Source organism: Corynebacterium appendicis CIP 107643 (assembly GCF_030408415.1).
GTDB lineage: Bacteria > Actinomycetota > Actinomycetes > Mycobacteriales > Mycobacteriaceae > Corynebacterium > Corynebacterium appendicis.
Window position 1 is genome coordinate 2173367 of the sequence record NZ_CP046976.1, and the last position, 15268, is coordinate 2188634.

Sequence of the window (15268 nt, forward strand, 5' to 3'; positions counted from 1 at the left end):
ACGCGTGGCCCCACATAAGGCATGATGTAAACCATGGCTGCACAGAAATCTTCTCTGAGCACATCCGGCCTGCGCACCATTGTGGTGGCGATGCTGGCCGGAGCTCTCGGCGTGGGCACCTACGCCGCAGCGACGGACTATGCCGTCAGCGACGAAGCGGGCGAGGCCCCCGTCGGACCAGCGCAGCAGACGGCGATGGTCGACGAAGAGCCCACCCCTTCCTTCACCGCCGCAGACCGTGGCGCGTGCCTGACCTGGGATGTCGGCCCGGACGGGACGGTCACGGGGTTCACGGAGACGGACTGCAATAACGAGCACCGCTTCGAGGTGTCCTCGCGCGAGGACCTGAACACGTATCCGACGGCGGAATTCGGCCCGAATTCAGAGGCCCCGAACCCGACTCGCCAGGCGCAGCTGCGCGAGGAGCTGTGCCAGACCGCCTCCATCAGGTACCTGAACGGCCGCTACGACCCGTCCGGCCGCTACTCAATCGCCCCGATCCTGCCCCCGGCAGAGGCCTGGGCGAAAGGAGACCGCACCATGCTCTGCGGTCTGCAGGAGACAGATACCGACGGCACCCCGATCCTCACCACGGGGCACGCCGCCGAACAGGACCAGGCCCGCGTGGCCGAGCCGGGCACCTGCGAAGTCACCGACGAGGCGAATAACCTGCGCGCCGTGGACTGCGCCGAACCGCACCACATCGAGGTGACCGAGATCGTCGACCTCGCCCCCGTCTTCGCCGACCGCACCCCCTCCCCGGAGGACCAGGACAAGCACCTCGACGGTGTCTGCGCCAAGGCCGCCGAGAACTACCTGGGCAATGAGGAGAACCTGTACCAGTCCACCCTGCAGGTGTACTGGGGCACCATCTCCACCCAGGCGTGGGACGGCGGCAGCCGGTCTGTGAATTGCGGCCTAGTCGCGCCGAAGGACGGCAAGTTCGCCCCGATCACCGGGACCGCCAAGGACGGACGCGAGGCGCTCAAGGTCGACGGCCAGACCCCGAAGGCCCCGCCGGCGCGCCGCCCGCTGCGCGAGGAGCAGAAGAAGCAGCAGGAAGCGGAAAATAACGCCCCCGCGGGCGCCAGCCCGGCCGCCGCACCATGATAGTGCCGGTCAGCGACGAGGTTTTCGAGGGCATGATCAACGACGCCCTCGACGAGATCCCCGAGGATTTCGCACGCCACATGACCAATATGGTCGTGCTGGCGCGGCCCTACAACGAGGACAATCCCGAGCTACTCGGCCTTTTCGAGGGCGTTCCCCTGACCGAGCAGCGCTCCAACCACACCGGGTTCCTGCCCGATGCGGTGTTCATCTACAAAGACGCCCTCGAGGATCTCTGCTCCGACGAAGAGGAGCTACGCCACGAGGTGAAGGTGACCGTCTTCCACGAGGTCGGCCACTATTTCGGGCTCGAGGAGCACGAACTCCACCACCTGGGCTGGGGCTAGCTCGACTCTCCAGGCAGCGGGTACTCCGCCCAGCGGACCACGCGCCACTGGCCGAAATCCTCCACCGGATCGCCGGTCGGGCCCGCCGCCGGGTCGATGACCAGGTACTGGCAGTTCGGCAGGTAGCTCGCCTCCGCGAAGCCCGGGTCGATCTCGCAGGCGTTCGCGGCGAACGCACGGATCGCGCCGCCGTGGGACACGGCCACGGTCGTTCCCTCCTGCGCGGCGTACGGGAGAAGACCGCCCTTGTAGCGGGAAAGGAAGAGGTCGAGGGTGTCGCCTCCGTCGATAAGCGCCTCAAGCTCGCGGCGGTAGAAACGGCGGAATGCGGTCAAGTACTGTTCGTGCGCCTCGCGCGAATTGCGCATCTCCCACCGTCCCGCGTGGACTTCCTGGATGCCCTCGACGGCGGGAATGTCGGAAAAGCGCCCGCCGAATCCGATCTGCGCCGTCTGCTTCGCGCGCGTGGCCAGAGACGAAATCACGCGGTCGACCTCGTAGGCGCCCAGGATCTCCTCGCCCGCGGCCTTGGCTTGCTCGCGGCCGAGCTCCGTCAGCTCGGCACCGGGGAGAAGCGTGTCCAGCTTGTGGTCCACGTTCGACGTGGTTTGTCCGTGGCGCAGCAAGATCAGCATGAGGTTCCTTCCCGGGCCGCGCGGACCCATTGTTCTGCCTGTTCGAGTCGTTGCGGGTCGACGATGCGGTCCTCGCCACCGCCGTCGAAGCGCGGCCAAGAGCCCAGGAACGCGATGGTGGACGCGCGCAGCCACAGGGAGCGCAGCGCCTCTGCGACGGGGACATCGTCGATGTGGCCCACGAGGTCGACGTAGAAGTTGTAGGTGTTCGCCGCCTCACGTGTCGGGCGGGACTCGATGCGGGTGAGATCCACGCCGCGGTAGGCGAATTCCTGCAGCGCGCCGACTAGCGTGCCCGGCTCGTTGGGCAGCTGGAACACCACCGACGTGCGGTCGTTGCCCGTGCGCTTCGTGGGCACACCGACGGGCCCGGCCAGCACGAAACGGGTGCGCGCCTCGCGCAAGTCCGCGATGCCTTCCGCGTGGACGTCCAGCCCGAACAGGTCCGCGGCCCGGCGCGGGGCGGCTGCCACATCAGCCTCGCCCTCAGCAACGGCTTTCGCGGCGGCGGCATTCGACGACGCGGCGGAAAACGGCACGCCGGGCAGGTTCTCCTCCAGCCAGCGGCGGACTTGGCGGTGGGCGACCGGGTGCGTCGAAAAGCGTTGTGCGTCGCTCAACGAAAAGCCCGGACGCGTCATGACAGCGAAGCTGATGGGCAGCTCCACCTCGCGGTAGATCATCACCCCGCCGCCCTCGACGAAAGCGTCGGACGTGCTGGTCACCGCGCCGTCGACAGAATTCTCGATGGCCACCACGGCGTACTGCGCGCGGCCTTCGCGCACCGCGTTCAGCGCCTCCGACGGCGAATCGACGGGCAGCGGCTCAATTTCGCCTGAAATGTGGTCGCGGAACAGCCACAACGCTTCCTCAGTGAACGTCCCGGCTGGCCCCAGGTACGCAACGCTCGTCGTGCTCATGCTTCCACAGCCTACAGTTGACCCATGACCACCGACCGGCGCCGCCTCACGCTCGAGGTTCTCCTCGTCCTCACCGTCACTTTCGGCATGTCCGGCGTGCGCGCGGGGCTCAAGCTTATCGACGCCACACTGTCCCCCACCCCTCTCAACCACCAGCGCACGGTGCTCAACGACTCCGCCTCCTCACTTTCCTGGCTCGACGTCGCCCTGCAGCTCGCCTCAGCCGCGACGTTGCTGGCCTGGGGTGGTTTAGCGTTATTCCTCCTCGGTGTCTCCCTGCCCCGCCCCCGCTGGCGCGACTGGGCGTGGGGTGCCGGCCTGGCCGCTCTCATCGGCATCCCCGGCCTGGCCCTGTACGTCGTGTCCCTGCACATGGGCTGGACGAAAGAGATCGTCCCCGCCACCGACACCGCCAAAGTCCCCCTCCTGCTCCTCTGGTCCGCCGCCAACGCATTCGCCGAGGAGACCGTCGTGGTGATGTGGCTGCTCACCCGTCTCAAGCAGCTGCGCGCCCCCGTCGCCGGCGCGATCGCCGCCTCCGCTGTCTTGCGCGGGACGTACCACCTCTACCAAGGGTTTTCCGCCGGAATCGGCAATATCGCCATGGGCGTCATCTTCGCCTACTTTTACCACCGCACCGGCAAAATCTGGCCCCTCATCCTCGCCCATTTCCTCATCGACGCCGTCGCTTACCTCGGCTACCTCTTCCTCGACCTGGGATGGCTGGGGGTGTGACTGTGCAGCTTTCTGGGCTGCCGCAAAACCCCAGGAACTATGCAACGCATAGCTGCACAGTGGTCGGCCGTGGTGTGTGCGGTCCAAACGCTTGTCCGCCTACCGGCCTGTCCGCCTGCCGCCCGGCCGCCGCATCGGCACACGCATGAACTGCCGTGCATGAACCGACCCACATGAGTATTTCTGCATGAACCGAGAAGAAGACCGAAAATCCAGCGGAACTGCCCCGCCGACACTCGATTCATGCGGATCCACACATGCAAGTCAGTTGAGGCTGACCGAATACAGCTTTGGCAAAGCCTGCAAAGGACCGCCGCCGCAAAACCAGGGACTATGCAGGGCATAGCTGTAGACGAAGATTCGGCAGACCGCGGCGACTATGCAGCGCATAGTCCCTCGCTACGAAACCCCAGGAACTATGCAGCGCATAGTCCGGTAGAGTTCCCTGCTGTTACGGCCGTTAAATACTGGGACTCGTGGTGCCGAGGTTTAAGATGTACCCCATGTCGACGACCCCGCACTCCAACGACCCCCGGGACAACCCGGGGGACTTTCTCGTGGGCAAAGACGGGAAGCCGCTGATCGATAGGTACGGCCGGCCGATCCGGAAACGGTCAGCGAGCCAGCCGCCAGCAGCTGAGCGGCCGGAGCGCACGGTGCGACCCGAGCGAACCGTACGACCCAAACGCACAGTGCGACCTGAGAGAGGCGAGCGCCCTGTACGGGAGACTCTCCAGCCGAGGCAACCGCAGCCGAGGTCCTCGCAGCCCCGCCAGTACATGCCGCGGGAGACCTCCTACGAGCCCAGGCGCACGCCGTTGGTTAGCGAGCAGCAACGAAGGGCGGCCAGGTCGCGCCAGCGCGAGCAGCGCCGGGAGCCGCAGTTGGAGCTGTCGCCGGAACGGCGCGTGCGGCCAGAGCGGCCGGCGCCGCAGCCGAAGCGGAAGCCGCGGCCGAAGCTGCGTGTTCCGCGCCCGCGCGCAGGGTGCATCCCGACGCTTTTGTCGCTGCTGATCGTCTTCGTCATCGCTGGCGGCCTATTTGTGGACGCGCGGCTGACGCGCGTGGACGCGTTCCCGGACAACCCAGTTCCCAATACCGCGGGCACGAACTGGCTCATCGTCGGTTCGGACTCGCGTGAAGGTCTCAGCGAGAAAGACGTGGAGCGGTTGGGCACTGGGGGCGATATCGGCACCGGACGCACGGACACCATCATGATCATGCACATCCCCAACGGCGGGAAAGCGACGCTGGTGTCGATCCCGCGCGACTCCTACGTCGAGATTCCCGGGTACGGCATGGACAAGATCAACGCGGCATTCGCGTTCGGCGGGCCGAAGCTTCTAGCCGAAACGGTTGAAAACGCGACGCACCTGCGCATCGACCACTACGCAGAGATCGGCATGGGCGGTCTCGCCGGCATCACCGATGCGGTCGGAGGCGTGGAGCTGTGCCCGACGGAGCCGATCAACGACCCGCTGGCGCAGCTCAATATCCAGGCAGGCTGCCAGACGATGGACGGCCCCACGGCGCTGGGCTACGTGCGCACCCGCGCGACAGCAATGGGCGACCTCGACCGCGTGCAGCGGCAGCGTGAATTCGTCGGCGCGCTCATGAAGAAGACTATGTCGCCGACGGTGCTGCTCAATCCGTTCCGCCTTGTGCCCGTAGCGCTGCGAGGCAGCAGCATGTTCATCGTCGGCGACGGCGACCACGTCTGGCACCTCGCGCGCATGGCATTCGCGCTGCGCGGAGGGGTGAACACGGAAACGGTGCCGTTCGGAAACTTCATCGACACCGACGTGGGCAGCGTCCTCGTGTGGGACGACGCGGCCGCGGAGCAGCTCTTCGCCGGGTTGCGCTAGACGCACGAAGAGCTAATCGACGCGCTGTGCAGGCGTCTCCTGCACGACGCCCACCGGCTCCTCCGGCAATTTGTGGCGGCCGGTGAGGTAGTACATCGCCACGCACAGCACGCTGAACGCGAGGCCGACGAAGAATGCGCCGCGGAACTCGGGCAGCCAGACCATGATCCCAAAGGTGAACAGGATGAAGAAAACGGCGAAGTACTGGCCGTACGGGAACAGCGGGGTCTTGTAGTCGAGGGCTGCGACCTCTTCGGCGGTCAAGGACCGGCGGGAGGCGAGGTGCGCGAGCAGGATCATCAGCCACACGAAGATGGTGGCGAAGGTGGCCAGAGAGGCGATGACGCTGAAGATGCGTTCCGGCATCAGTGTGTTGGCGATGACACCGATGACCATCACGAGCATCAGGATCACCGTTGTCATGACAGGCACGTCGCGGACGGTCCGTGCCATGACGCGGGGCGCGAGGTTCTGCTTCGCTAGGCCAGTGAGCACGCGGCCAGCGCCGAAGAGGTCCGCGTTGATGGCGGACAGCGCGGCGGTGATGACCACGAAGTTCAGCAGGCCGGCGGCCCAGTTCACCCCGAGGGTGGAGAAGATCTGCACGAAGGGGGATTCATCGCCGGTGATCGTGCGCCACGGGTTGATCATGAGGATGACCAGGATGGACAGCACGTAGAAGAGCAGGATGCGCACCGGCACAGTGTTGACCGCTTTCGGCACAGCTGTCTTGGGGTCGGTCGCCTCGCTACCGGCCACGCCGATGATCTCTGTGCCGCCGAAGGCGAAGAGCACGAGGATGAACGATGCGACCATGCCGGTGAAACCGTTGGGGAAGAATCCGCCGTCGTTGACCAAGTTCACCGGACCGGTGGTCTCGGCGGTGGACAGGCCGAAGATGAGCACGGCCGCACCCGCGAGAATCATGGCGACCACTGCCCCGACCTTGACCACCGTAAACCAGAATTCCAGTTCACCGAAGGCCTTAGCGCTGGCCACATTGGCGGCACCGACGATGAGCAGGGCCGCGACGATCCACACCCAACGCGAGACATCCGGGAACCAGAAGCCCATGTAGATGCCGATGGCGGTGAGGTCCGCCAAGGCCACGATGACCATCTCGAAAGCGAACATCCAACCGGTCAGGTAACCGGCTGCGCCGCCCAGGTAGGCGCGGGTGTACTCCGCAAAAGACCCGCGGACCGGGTGGCGGACGGACATCTCGCCGAGAGCGCGGAGCAGGAAGTACACCACCGCGCCGCCGAGCAGGTAGACCAGCAGGACCGACGGGCCCGCCGCCTGGATCGCACCGGCAGAGCCATAGAACAGGCCGGTGCCGATAGCGGATCCGAGCGCGATGAAATTGAGGTGGCGCGTGCTCAAACCGGCGCGCCCTGACTGCGAAGCCATGACTGACCCCCGGGGCTTTAAATGGTGACCTGACGCGACTTGATGTTCTCCAGCTGCTTGCGCTCATCAGCAGTGAGCTGGGCATCGTTGTCGTATTCAGCCGCGATCGCGTCGTTGACCTTCTTCAGTGCGTCGCCGTAGGCGTCGGCGGCGACAGACGGGTCGAGATCGAAGACCGGAACGAGCAGGCCGTGTGTGCGGAAGGCACCGGCGAATTTGGTGCCCTCACCGAGGTTGAGCTCGCCGCGTGCGGCGATGCGAGCCAGGGCGACGAGCATCTTGCGCTCGTCTTCCTCCGGGCGGACCCAGCGGATGTGGGCCTTGCCGCCGCCCGGGTTGACCCACCAGATAGAGCCCGGCAGGTCAGTCTTGATCTCCTCGGACGGCAGCACGGCGTCGTTGGCGCGCGCGAGCGCCTGCGCCACCTGCGGGTTGCCGGCGGCGGAGTCGGTGAACCACCAGTTGAAATCGTCGTGGGAGGTAATGGACAGCTCGGCGGACTCGTCGAGCAGGGTGGTGAGCTCTGGCTGGTTGCCGTCGGCGGCGGTGGATCCCAGGGTCGCGCCCGGTTCGGCCTCGAGCACCCAGTTCAGGGCGTAAGCGAGGTCGCGGTTCGGGTTCTGGGAGTGCGACTGCACCTGGAGGGCGACGAAACGCTCGCCGCCGTCCTCCTCCGGGCGGCGCAGGGCAGCGCCGGCGCCGGGCAGCACGGTGACTATATTGACCTCGGTGCCTTTGACATCCACCGTCGCCACTGCGGAGGGGACGAATTCCTGCAGGGCGACTAGGTCGGTCTCGGCTTTGAGGCCCTTGTACGGGCGGGGGTCCTTCTGGAGTGCTTCGCGTTCTGCGGCGCGGGCCGCTAGCTTCGCCTGGCGGCGGCTCATGCCCTCAGGCAGAACTTCCTTCTTCTTGCGGTTCTTCTTGGCCATGCCGACAAATCTACCGTGGTCAGGTCACTTCCCCGTGTCCGGGGTGCTGTCTGCCGCGCGGAAAGTATCCACCGCGATGTGCGGGTGGTCGGTGGCGAACACATTGACGCCGTGTTCCCTGCACCAGCGCATGTGGTCGGGCTCGTTGACGGTCCACGTGTACGTCTTCAGACCGCGGTAGCCGAGCAGCTTCGGCTTCCCGCGCAGGTGGGCGAGAGCCGGGCCGACGCCGTAGGGGCGGGACAGCATCGTGTTGGCGGGGTTCCACTTCTTCTCGCGGAGGCGGAAGAGGTAGAAGGTCTCCAGCTCTGGTACGACGTGGGTGAAATAGCGCATCGCTGAGTGGGAGAAAGAGATGAGGTGCACGCGCGGGTCTTCCTTCATTCCGCGGTGCCAGAGGGTCCGCACGGTCTGCTCGTCCACTTCGGGGCCGAACCGGGTGGGGTGCTTGGTCTCGATGTAGATGTGCTTGTCGGGGTAATCCTGGAGGAGGTCCAACAGATCGTCGAGAAGCAAGAGCTCCTGCGGGTCGTCCTCGGTGCCGAAATTGAATTGGCGCAGCTCGGCGAGGTCCATCTTGGCGATGCGCCCGGTGCCGTCGGAAGTGCGGTTGATCAGCGCATCGTGGTGGACAACGAGACGGCCGTCGCGCGTGAGGCGCACATCGCATTCGATGCCGTGCACGCCGTCCATCTTCAGCGCTTCGTCGAATGCGCGGAGGGTGGATTCTGGGTGGAGGCCCGATGCGCCGCGGTGAGCGACGATGAGCGGGGTCGTGCTGGGTGCCGAAACCTGGGCGGAGGTGGCGATGGTCATGCCTGCGGTGTCTCCCCAAATACGCGTGCGATTTCCTTCCGACCATAGGCACGGAACTTCGCGCCCAAAAGCCCAGACGGCCCTGGTAACGGAAGTATCACGCGAAAATAACGCGCCGTTCACCTCGAGTTGGTTTAAGGCGCAACTACCGGTGCGCACAAGCGATTTTTGCCACAATAGGGCGCATGAAAATCACGCCCTTAGACGCGTCGTTCCGCTCATTCCGCACCCGTCTCGGGAACTGGGCGGAGGATGCGACAGATTCCGTAAAGCGCCTGTGGCCGCGCCGCACCCACGCGGTCCGCGCGCCGCTGTACGCGGTCGAATTGCTGGCGGATCTCACCCCCGTCGTGCGTATGTCGGGCTTGCGTAGGTTGCCCGATGATTTCGCGGCGGGCATCTTGGGCGCGGAGGTCGCGACGTGGAGCGCGATCTCACCGTCGCTGCTGCCCCACCCATGGTGGGTGACCACCGCCAATATCGCGATTTGCCAGGCGGCGGGCCACTCGGTCGGCGTCGGCGCATCGAATCTCGCTTCCTCGATCGCTACCTCGCTGAACTGGACGTATCCGCGCAAGCTGCGCCGCAAGACGGCGATGCCCGTCCAGATCGCGATGGGCACAATCACCGTCGCGGCGTACCTTTCAGCAGCTTTACGACGTTCCGAGCACGAGCGCCTCGTTGAAGACCCCACCCGCTTGGGGCCGCTGCGGACCCTCGCCGGAATTGGGCTGGGCTCCATCGGGTACGGCGCGCTTCTGCTGGCCGGCGAGGGAATCCAGGTCACGGCCGACCGTTTCAACACGGAACTGCGCCGCTGGATGCCGCCGGCCGTGTCGTGGCCGTTGGCGATCCTGGGGCTTGGCGCGCTCGGCGTCGTGCTTACTGACAAGGTGGTTGTGCGCCAGATCCTCAACTCCGCCTACCGCAACGCCGACGAGTTGAACCGCGAATTCCTGCCCGGCGCGACGAAGCCGCGGGAGCCCGAGCGCTCCGGCTCCCCGGATTCGCTCGAACGCTGGAAGTACCTGGGGCGCCAGGGGCGAGCCGTCGTCGCGGGCGGGCCACGCAAAGCGGACATCCAGAAGGTGCTCGGCAGCGAGGCCGAGGAGCCGATCCGCGTGTTCATCGGGCTCAAGGACCGCAGTCCGGAAGAGCAGGCTCAGATGGCGCTGAAGGAAATGGACCGCACGGACGCCTGGTCGCGCAAAGCCATCGCGGTGTTGTCCTCGGCGGGCACGGGGTGGATCAACGACTTCCACACTTCCGGCTTCGAGTTCTTGAACCGGGGCGACTGCGCGATTGTGGCGCAGCAGTACTCGTTCATGCCGTCAGCGTATTCGTACGCTTCCGACCGCGAAGTGCCCGTGCGCAGTTCGGAGGTGCTCATAGGGGCAATTCGGGAACGCCTCGCTGAGATGCCGGAAGAGGAACGGCCTCGCCTCTACGTCGGTGGCGAGTCCCTCGGCGCCTACGGTGTCGCGGATTCTTTCGACAGCGTCGACGCTCTGCTGGACCGCGTCGACGGCGGCGTGTTCACCGGCACACCGGGCTTCACCGCGCGCCACATCCAGCTGACCCAGAACCGCGACCACGGCAGCCCGGAGCGCCTGCCGGTCGTCGACGGGGGCCGGAATGTGCGCTTTACTGCCCACCCGGACCACCTGGAGCACACCTACGACGGCAGCAACTACGAGCAGGAATGGGAATTCCCCCGCGCCGTTTTCGCGCAGCACGCCTCCGACCCTGTGGTGTGGTGGGATTGGTGGCTGTTCATCCGCAAGCCGGACTGGCTGCGCGAGCCGGGCTCACGCGGTGTGAAGGCACCGGAAGCGCAGCACGTCGATGTTCTGCAGAATATGCGGTGGGTGCCGTTCATCACCGGCTGGCAGGTCGGCGTCGACCAGTTGACCTCCCAGCAGCAGCCGGGCGGGCACGGCCACCAGTACCACGACGAGACGGTCGCCTACTGGAATGCGGTTCTGGACGCCGGTGCCGACGAGGACCAGATCGCGAAAATCTCGGAGTGGATCCACAAGGACTCCACCCGCATCCGCGCCACCGCGGCATCCGCGGCGAAAGAATCGGCGCAGAACACGTTCAGCCGCTCCGACTCCTAGATTCCGCAGGCGACCCCGGTCGAGTGGTGGGGGCAGTAGCCGTGGGGCACCTTGTGCAGGTACTGCTGGTGCTCGTCTTCGGCCAAGTAGTAGTCCACCCCTGATTGCGCTTCGGTGGTGATGGGGCCAAAGCCGGCGTCGATAAGCGATTGCCCGTACTCCGCGACCCACCCGCGGATGAGCTCGGCTTCGTCGTCCGTGTCGGTGTAGAACGCGGAGCGGTACTGCGTGCCCACGTCGTTGCCCTGGCGGAAGCCTTGCGTGGGATCGTGCGCTTCGAGTGCGGCCCGGACGATTTCCTTGAGGCTGATTTCATTCGGGTCGTAGATGACTTCGACGAGCTCGACGTGGTTCGTCTGCCCGGAACACACCTCGCGGTAGGTGGGATTGGGCGTGACACCTCCGCCGTAGCCGACGGATGTGGACTCCACCCCGTCGATGTTCCAATACATTTTCTCCGCACCCCAAAAGCAGCCGATGCCCACGAGCAGGCGTTTTTGTCCTTCGCGCCACGGGCCCGTGATGGGGGTGCCCAAGACTGCGTGCGGATGCGGATGCGGCAGAACCGGCTCGCTGCGGCCAGGCAGCGCGCGGTCGGGGTCAACGAGTTGCGGGGTGCGTCCGAAGAAGAATTCCATGTACTCCATAACTACTGCGCATGCGCGGCAATTCCTAGGGCCTCGGACGCGATTTTCAAATTTGCCTATCATGGGACGCGTACGGCGCTTCGACCAAGCGCGAACGAATTAGAAGAAAGGACACAGATCATGGCTGTTTACGAGCTTCCCGACCTGCCTTACGCATACGACGCACTCGAGCCGCACATTTCCGCGGAGATTATGGAGCTGCACCACGACAAGCACCACGCGACCTACGTCAAGGGCGCGAACGCTGCTTTGGAGGCACTCGAGGCCGAGCGCAACGGCGAGGCTAACCCGGACAAGCTGCGTGCGCTGTCCAAGAACCTGGCATTCAATCTAGGTGGCCACACCAACCACTCCATCTTCTGGAAGAACATGAGCCCGAACGGCGGCGGCGAGCCGGCAGGCGAGCTGGCTGAGGCTATTAACCGCGACTTCGGCTCCTTCGAGGGCTTCCAGAAGCAGTTCGAGGGTGTCGCCACCTCCCTGCAGGGTTCCGGCTGGGCTGTCTTGGGCTACGACCACATCGCTGGTCGCCTGATCATCCAGCAGCTGACCGACCAGCAGGGCAACGTCTCGGTGGACTTCACCCCAGTCCTGATGCTGGATATGTGGGAGCACGCTTACTACCTGCAGTACAAGAACGTGAAGGCTGACTACGCCAAGGCGTTCTGGAACGTCGTCAACTGGGACGACGTCGCCGAGCGCCTCGCTAAGGCATCCGCCTAAGCGCTTCGCGCAACTAGAGAACGAGGACCGCGCACTGACCCAGAAAACAGTGCGCGGTCCTCTTTGTGCTGTCCGGGGCTGGAAGAGCCCGGATGACACCACCTGATTTTCGTTGCTGAGATGCGGGTTTAATTCCGACCCCAAAAGTGAGTATAGGTTAGGCTACCCTTATCGCACAAGGCGGTGCCGTTGTGGCTCGCGTCACGGGCGCATGCTTGGATAGATAGACATGGAGCCACACGCACGAGAAGGGATCCGGAAAGGCACCGCCGAGTACAAGCGGGCCAGTATCGCACTTCTTTTCGCTGGTCTGGCTATCTTCAATTCGCTGTACGCCACCCAAGCGCTTCTGCCCACCCTCACCGACGAGCTGGGCATGACCGAGGGCGAAGCCGCCCTGACGGTGTCCGCCACCACCGGCGGGCTTGCGCTGTGCGTGGTACCGGCATCAATCCTGTCGGAGCGCTTCGGGCGCGGCCGCGTGCTGGTCATCTCCGCGCTGCTGGCCACCACCCTGGGCCTGTGCCTTCCACTGGCGGCGACGGGCGAGCAACTCATCGCCATGCGCTTCATCCAGGGCTGCCTGATCGCCGGCACTCCGGCGGTGGCGATGACGTGGATCTCCGAGGAAATCGAATCTAACGATGCCGCAGGCGCCATGGGCCTGTACATCGCCGGCAACAGCATCGGCGGACTCATTGGGCGCCTCATCCCGGCATTCATTCTCGAGGTGGCCAGCTGGCGGTGGGCACTTCTCGGCGGAGCAGTAACCGCGCTCACTTTCGCGCTGATCATGTGGGCGCTGCTGCCGTCGCAAAAGCGCTTCGAGCCGAAGGCGCTCAAGCCGGGCCACGAATTGTCCGCGATGCTCCGCCACCTCTCCGACTGGCGGCTCGCCGGCCTTTACGCCACCGCATTTTTGGGCATGGGCATGTTCGTGTCTGTATACAACATGTTCGGTTTCCGGGCCATCGACCACTTCGGCCTCCCGCCGGCGCTCGCCGGTCTGGTGTACCTGATGTACCTGTCGGGCACGTGGTCATCGGCGCGCGCCGGCGTCTACGTCAAGCAGGCGGGACGCGGCCGCGTGATGGTGGTCGCCGCCGGCATCATGCTGCTCGGTGCGGTCACCTTGGTCAGCGGCAACCTGTGGCTCACGCTGGCGGGCCTACTGCTGTTCACCGCCAGCTTCTTCGCCATGCACTCCGTCGCCTCAGGCTGGGTGGGCCAGGTAGCCACCCGCGACCGCGCGGAGGCGTCGAGCACCTACGTGTTCTTCTACTACATCGGTTCGTCGGCCTTGGGCGCGCTGACCGGCTGGCTGTTCCCCTTCACCGGCTGGGGCGGCTTCATCGGCGTCGTCGCCGGCGTGCTCGTCCTGCTCGTGTGCATCGCGGCGTGGCTGGCGCTCACAGTGAAGAAAGGCGCGGGACCCCGGGAGCCCCAGCACTAAGGAAGTGGCGCACCGCGGCAGTGGCGCGGCAGTCGTCGCCGTTGTAGCGGACGAGCATCTCACGCGCCTCCGCACTGCCCATCCGCGCCTCTCGGCGCAGAGCCACGGAGCGCTCGCCGTCCACATCGTCGTCGTCCCAGGTGAAGCCGGCCACCGGTGCCACCACTTTCAAGCCCAGCCCCTCGGTGCCCACAAGGTGGCGTCGGACATGGGTGAACACGTCCACCCACTCGTCGGAGGCGATGAAGGCGCGGACCTCCGCCTCGTCGACGGAATCGAAGCGCCGCGCCGATGCCGTGAGCCAGTGGTTCTCCCCTCCCGCGGCGTAGCAGTAGGCGCGGAAAGATTTTCCTCCCGCATGCGCTGCGGCACGTTTCGACTGCAGCCACGTCCAGAAAGCGAGGAAATTCTCCTCCTCGGCGTCCGTGTCCGCGCCGCCCACTTCATCCCAAGTAGCGAACGCGCGGTAGTCGGTGCCGTCGAACGCGCCCCACAGATACGCGCCCTGGTCGAGGTAGGCCTCCATGTCCACGTCGATCTCGACGTCGGCGCGCAGCTCAGGCGCAGGCTCGACACCTGTGCGGGCCAGCACCGGGATCCCCTCGCGCCAGGCGCGGGCAATCCGGCTGGTCTCGCCCAGGTCCGCGGCGATGGTCTCCTCCACCGTCGTGATCCCGCGCTCGCGCAGCGGGCGGGCTTTCTGCCCCGGGAAGACGAGCGAAATATCGTCCATTTTCTTCAGCTCCGGGTCGCACAACGCCCAGTACCGGCAGCTCGCGCACTGCTTCAGACGCAGCGGGCGGTGCGGGGTCGGCTTAGCCAGCGCTTCGCGCAACGCTTCGACATAGCGCGCAGCATCGCCCAGGTAGGCGCGCTCGCGGTCTTGGCCGACCACGGCACCGAGCGGGGAGGCCAGCCCGGCATCGGACAGCAGCAGGTATGCCAGCGCCACGCGGTAGCCGTCCACCGTGTGGTGGCGCGCTTTCGCGGCGGTCTCCAGCGGTTTCCCCAATCCCAGCCGGTGGGTGGGAATGAACTGCATCGTCGCGGTCTGGCTCGGCCGGGCCACGCGGTGGTTGGACACGATCACGGGCAAATACCTCCCGTCGTCCTGCCGGACCAGGATGTCTATCTCCGCCAGTACGGCAATGCCGTCGACAACACCAGACAGAGCACCGTCGATGATCAAGGTGGTGCGGTCTTTGATCGCCTTGCGGGTTCTGGCCTCGCGCTCAGCCACCCGCAGCGCCGGGTCGAGGGTGAGGCGGGAGAAGGCTTTGCGGCGGCCGTCGCCAAGCGCCCTGCGCTCGGGCAGCAACCCGAAGACTGCCGCACGCCCCGCGTCGACCTGCGGCTGGCGCTCCACTGCTTCGGGCAGCGGCGGGATCTCGGGGTGCGCCAATCGCTGGCGGAGGCGGTACCTGCACCCCACCAGGTCGCCCGCCCGCACCAGCGAGACATCATCGCTTGCCATTTCTTTCACCGAGCCCAAGCCTATCGGCTCAAGATAGGTAAAGTTGAACGAGACAAACTGCGAGAAAATTGAGTTATCCAG

The 15268-nt window shown here is 65.7% G+C and carries 14 protein-coding genes; 7 read left to right on the forward strand and 7 right to left on the reverse strand.

Annotated elements, in window-relative coordinates:
* The first annotated feature begins 33 nt into the window (after nucleotides 1-33).
* Entirely contained in the window at nucleotides 34-1110 is a 1077-nt protein-coding gene (locus CAPP_RS10585; protein ID WP_076599470.1) for a septum formation family protein, read from the forward strand.
* The gene (locus CAPP_RS10590; RefSeq protein ID WP_076599518.1) at nucleotides 1110-1457 is read left to right on the forward strand and encodes a metallopeptidase family protein; all 348 of its coding nucleotides are present in this window, start codon (nucleotides 1110-1112) and stop codon (nucleotides 1455-1457) included. The genes CAPP_RS10585 and CAPP_RS10590 overlap by 1 nt, the downstream gene beginning before the upstream one ends.
* On the opposite strand, the gene CAPP_RS10595 is transcribed toward CAPP_RS10590, so the two are convergent.
* A complete protein-coding gene (locus CAPP_RS10595; protein ID WP_076599469.1) occupies nucleotides 1454-2092 on the reverse strand; it encodes a histidine phosphatase family protein in 639 nt (212 codons plus the stop codon). The two genes, CAPP_RS10590 and CAPP_RS10595, sit on opposite strands and share 4 nt — an antisense overlap.
* The gene (pheA, locus tag CAPP_RS10600; RefSeq protein WP_076599468.1) at nucleotides 2086-3012 is read right to left on the reverse strand and encodes a prephenate dehydratase; all 927 of its coding nucleotides are present in this window, start codon (nucleotides 3010-3012) and stop codon (nucleotides 2086-2088) included. Before pheA ends, CAPP_RS10595 begins: the two co-directional genes overlap by 7 nt.
* A gap of 24 nt (nucleotides 3013-3036) precedes the next feature.
* Between pheA and CAPP_RS10605 the strand changes: the two genes are divergently transcribed.
* Together CAPP_RS10605 and CAPP_RS10610 are read left to right on the forward strand one after the other, a co-directional pair.
* On the forward strand, nucleotides 3037-3747 hold the full coding sequence (locus CAPP_RS10605) for a CPBP family intramembrane glutamic endopeptidase (protein ID WP_076599467.1): 711 nt from the start codon (nucleotides 3037-3039) through the stop codon (nucleotides 3745-3747).
* A 503-nt stretch (nucleotides 3748-4250) separates the two neighbouring features.
* Nucleotides 4251-5612, forward strand: coding sequence for an LCP family protein (locus CAPP_RS10610; RefSeq protein WP_076599466.1), 1362 nt, complete (start codon nucleotides 4251-4253; stop codon nucleotides 5610-5612).
* A gap of 12 nt (nucleotides 5613-5624) precedes the next feature.
* On the opposite strand, the gene CAPP_RS10615 is transcribed toward CAPP_RS10610, so the two are convergent.
* Genes CAPP_RS10615 through CAPP_RS10625 form a run of 3 tightly spaced genes read right to left on the reverse strand, consistent with a single transcriptional unit; the run spans nucleotide 5625 to nucleotide 8770 of the window.
* Complete coding sequence (locus CAPP_RS10615) at nucleotides 5625-7022, reverse strand: amino acid permease (protein ID WP_076599465.1); 1398 nt, start codon at nucleotides 7020-7022, stop codon at nucleotides 5625-5627.
* A gap of 17 nt (nucleotides 7023-7039) precedes the next feature.
* Nucleotides 7040-7954: a DUF5926 family protein gene (locus tag CAPP_RS10620; protein WP_076599464.1), complete on the reverse strand. Its 915-nt coding sequence runs from the start codon at nucleotides 7952-7954 to the stop codon at nucleotides 7040-7042.
* A gap of 24 nt (nucleotides 7955-7978) precedes the next feature.
* Entirely contained in the window at nucleotides 7979-8770 is a 792-nt protein-coding gene (locus CAPP_RS10625) for a glycerophosphodiester phosphodiesterase family protein (RefSeq protein ID WP_076599463.1), read from the reverse strand.
* A 185-nt stretch (nucleotides 8771-8955) separates the two neighbouring features.
* On the opposite strand from CAPP_RS10625, the gene CAPP_RS10630 reads away from it, so the two are divergent.
* The gene (locus tag CAPP_RS10630; protein WP_234958889.1) at nucleotides 8956-10890 is read left to right on the forward strand and encodes an alpha/beta-hydrolase family protein; all 1935 of its coding nucleotides are present in this window, start codon (nucleotides 8956-8958) and stop codon (nucleotides 10888-10890) included.
* Here the strand turns inward: CAPP_RS10630 and msrA are convergent.
* Nucleotides 10887-11528 (reverse strand): peptide-methionine (S)-S-oxide reductase MsrA, encoded by a 642-nt coding sequence (msrA, locus tag CAPP_RS10635; protein ID WP_200803288.1) that lies wholly within the window; start codon nucleotides 11526-11528, stop codon nucleotides 10887-10889. The genes CAPP_RS10630 and msrA overlap by 4 nt on opposite strands.
* Nucleotides 11529-11657: 129 nt before the next feature.
* Here msrA and CAPP_RS10640 point away from each other — a divergent pair, with 129 nt between their 5' ends.
* Nucleotides 11658-12260 (forward strand): superoxide dismutase, encoded by a 603-nt coding sequence (locus CAPP_RS10640; protein WP_076599460.1) that lies wholly within the window; start codon nucleotides 11658-11660, stop codon nucleotides 12258-12260.
* Nucleotides 12261-12489: 229 nt separating this feature from the next.
* The gene (locus CAPP_RS10645) at nucleotides 12490-13713 is read left to right on the forward strand and encodes an MFS transporter (protein ID WP_076599459.1); all 1224 of its coding nucleotides are present in this window, start codon (nucleotides 12490-12492) and stop codon (nucleotides 13711-13713) included.
* Here the strand turns inward: CAPP_RS10645 and CAPP_RS10650 are convergent.
* Nucleotides 13670-15187 carry a TM0106 family RecB-like putative nuclease gene (locus CAPP_RS10650; RefSeq protein ID WP_076599458.1) on the reverse strand — a complete coding sequence of 506 codons (1518 nt, stop codon included), beginning with the start codon at nucleotides 15185-15187 and terminating at the stop codon, nucleotides 13670-13672. The genes CAPP_RS10645 and CAPP_RS10650 overlap by 44 nt on opposite strands.
* Nucleotides 15188-15268: the final 81 nt, after the last annotated feature.